The sequence below is a fragment of the Microvirga aerophila genome (genome assembly GCF_003332305.1).
Lineage (GTDB): Bacteria > Pseudomonadota > Alphaproteobacteria > Rhizobiales > Beijerinckiaceae > Microvirga > Microvirga aerophila.
On record NZ_QOIO01000149.1, the window covers coordinates 1 to 3,170 of the forward strand.

3 protein-coding genes and 1 pseudogene are annotated in these 3,170 nt (G+C 55.0%); all 4 read left to right on the forward strand.

The annotated features are described in order from the left end of the window. Window positions 1-261: 261 nt before the first annotated feature. The 4 genes and pseudogenes from DRB19_RS29280 to DRB19_RS29295 all read left to right on the forward strand — a co-directional run bounded on the left by DRB19_RS29280 (window position 262) and on the right by DRB19_RS29295 (window position 3,124). Window positions 262-1,392 carry a glycosyltransferase gene (locus tag DRB19_RS29280; protein ID WP_114189459.1) on the forward strand — a complete coding sequence of 377 codons (1,131 nt, stop codon included), beginning with the start codon at window positions 262-264 and terminating at the stop codon, window positions 1,390-1,392. A gap of 155 nt (window positions 1,393-1,547) precedes the next feature. Next, window positions 1,548-1,895 carry a COG3415 family protein gene (locus DRB19_RS29285; protein WP_114189460.1) on the forward strand — a complete coding sequence of 116 codons (348 nt, stop codon included), beginning with the start codon at window positions 1,548-1,550 and terminating at the stop codon, window positions 1,893-1,895. 535 nt (window positions 1,896-2,430) lie between these two features. Continuing rightward, a pseudogene (locus DRB19_RS29290) lies at window positions 2,431-2,718 on the forward strand (IS66 family transposase); the annotation flags it as partial. A 106-nt stretch (window positions 2,719-2,824) separates the two neighbouring features. Beyond that, window positions 2,825-3,124: a leucine zipper domain-containing protein gene (locus tag DRB19_RS29295; RefSeq protein WP_114189461.1), complete on the forward strand. Its 300-nt coding sequence runs from the start codon at window positions 2,825-2,827 to the stop codon at window positions 3,122-3,124. Window positions 3,125-3,170: the final 46 nt, after the last annotated feature.

Genomic DNA, 3,170 nt, shown 5'->3' on the forward strand with positions numbered 1-3,170 from the left:
ACCTGCCATGAACCATCGCAGGACTGATTTGGGAATCCACTCACCCATTACTCATCTCGATCCGTCCACACGGCCTAGGGATAAATTTTAGACAACCTCGAAATAGTCGCCGTGCAGTAGATCGCATAACGACTAACACTATTCAAAAGTAGCGATGTCAGCATATGATCAGACTTATCTTGATCGAAACCCTCGGGGCCTGAAATCAATTTCTGCAAGTCCTTAGGTTATCTGATTTTCTAATCATTATGAGGCGAGCGAGTGTGCGAACGCAAACTAAGAATAGCCCACATCACGGAAGCTCCATTAGGCGGAGTTGTAACTCATCTTCAAGAGCTTATATCAGTGCAAGTACTTGATAGGCGGGTGGAAGCTGTTGTGACGCTAAGCCCGGAGATAAATAGTGAGGTTTTAAACTCAATTAAGAGTGAAAAATTGCAAGTAAATTCTATCCGCTATTCAAGAGGATCGCCGATTGGGCTCGCGCGCCTCGCAATTTCATCGATAAGATTGATACGTAGTTTCCAACCGGACATCCTGCACCTACACTCTACTATTGCCGGAGCAGTCATTAGAACTTGCCTACTATTTGTTCCAGGTCGGCCGAAGGTGATTTATTGCCCTCATAGCTGGGCCTTCACACGCGAAGACAGCTTTCTTAAGAATAAAGCAATAGCAGTAGTAGAGCGACTTCTGTCATATATCACAGACGGAATCGTCTGTGTATCAGATTGCGAGAAAGAAGATGCTGTCGCCGCCGGAATTGCTCCATCAAAATGCACTGTAATAGCGAATGGTGTTCATCATCGTCCCATTTCGGCACTTTTGAATGACAGAACTAGCCGCGCACAGTCGGCGCCCTTAAAAATTCTATTTGTCGGCCGGTTTGATCGCCAAAAGGGGTTCGACGTATTTATTGATGTAATGAAAGAATTACGGGGAAATGCAGAGGGATTAGCGATCGGGAGCTTTGTAATTGACAAGTCAGATCCTATCAAAATCCCGCCAAATGTTGTCAATTTGGGATGGCGTTCTAGGGAGGAAGTACAGGAAATTTACAGCAAGGTTGACCTTCTCCTGATGCCGTCGCGCTGGGAGGGCCTACCGATCGTCGCACTTGAGGCAATGCGCGCTGGAATACCTATCTTTGCAAGCCGTGTAGGAGGGCTGAAAGAGGTTGTTATTGATGGGGTCACAGGAAAATTGTTTGATCCTGAACAGTCGAATGAAATCGCTGAGATGATCCGTTCAGCTAATAAGGAAACTCTGAGAGCCTACGGACTTGATGGTCGGGCGCGTTTCGTGAGACACTATAGATCTGAAGTTATGAGCGAGAGAATGACGAGCCTCTACTTAACTGTAAGTCCTAATCAAGTTATGTCTTCTCACTAAGATGCTCACTCGCACTTGCGATGACTTGGTATACGATGCCGGCAGCTGAACTCAATGCTGTTGAACATCAGCATGGCCGCCTATTGGCATGAGTTAGAGCGTGCAGCGGTTGCGCTGAATCGGTAGAGCTGATTCCATTCGGCCGGGAACATCCCATGCCAGCTCCTCTGTCTCGAGATTTGCTTGAGCGGATCGTGCGTGCCGTGCAGGGCGAATTGTCCATCCGGCAGGCGGCCCTGCGCTTTGAGGTCAGCCCGTCGGCCGCCGTTACGCTGATGCAGCGCTTTCGCCAGAGCGGCAGTCCAGCTCCGGCCCGCTTTGGCGGGCACCGCCATCCCATCCTTGAGCCGCATGGGGCTGTCGTGTTGGCTCTCCCGGATACCAAAGCCGACACCTCACTGAGGGAGATCCAGACCGAGCTGCGCCAGTACGGGATCGTAGTGGGCGCCACCTCCACCATCCGCCACTGGCTCACACGAGTCGGCCTGACACACATACAATGAGCCTGAGAGCCGCCGACTAGGACCGACCGGACGTGGCGCGCGAACGCAGGCACTGGCGCGTGTGGCAGCGCTACATGGATCCTCCCCGCTTGTCTTCCTGGACGAGACCGGCAAATCAACGGTAGATAGTCTGTACGCAATCGACAAAACGGCTCGCGTTCACCGTTGGGGCCGGTTGGGAAGGCATAGCGGATTTCGACCTCACCGTCAGTGACGACAACTCGGTCCACCAACAGTTCGAGTAGAGCCCGCTTGCGCTCGAAGTCGGCGCTGTCCAATCCGTCGCGAATGCGTCGGCAGAACTCTTCCGCATTGTCCGTCAGGCGGGCCGTCTCATGCCGATCGCGTGCGTCAGCCAGGAGTTCCTGTTCTTGCCTCTCTAAAGCTGCCAGACGGCCCACCGTCTCGCGACGGCGGCGCTCAAACTCGGCTAAGGGAACAACCCCACCCAAGTATGCCTCGGTCAGTCGTTCGATCTGCTGGGTCAGGCTCGTCCGACCGCGCCGCAGGTTCTCCCGCCGGGCCTGCAATTTTGCCTCTGAGCGCGCTGATCGCCGAGCATGTGATGAAGGCCGAGCGGTTGCACGCCGACGATACACCGGTGCCGGTGTTGGCCAAGGGAAAGACAAAGACTGGCCGGCTCTGGACCGTGGCGCGCGATGATCGTCCCTTCGCCGGCGCCGATCCGCGGGCTGCGGTGTATTTCTATTCGGCCGATCGCAAGGGCGAACACCCGATTTCCATGACGGCAGCTTACCGCGCTGCGTCTCCGCTTTCCGCGGCTGCTCATGGTCCATGGCTGCCTCCATACCGACGACCAGGATCGAGCCACAATCTTGCTCGCTAGGTGTGAGATCTGAGGAGGTTGTTCACCCCGTCTGAGGGCCTGAAGGTGGTCGTTGCGACACGATTACCGATGGACCTGAGGAATGAACAACCCGCACCAGAATGCCCGTACGACCCGGCTGGATCGAGCGGAAATGATCCGCCGCGTCCTTGAAGACGGCCAACCTGTTCGGGAGGTGGCGAGAGGCTTTGGCATCAGCGAGCACACGGCCCGCAAATGGCTGGCCCGCTACAGGGCGGAAGGACCAAGCGGACTGGAGAACCGCTCATCCCGTCCCAGGACCGTTGCCAATCGCACAGCTGAGTACTGGATCGGCGTGATGGAGCTGCTCCGACGGGAATACCGGCTCACGGGACTGTCGGAATTTCCGTGTAAGGGCTAGGTTCATCATCCCAGCCGGAAGCGGCCTTCGAAGAGAATGGTGAACT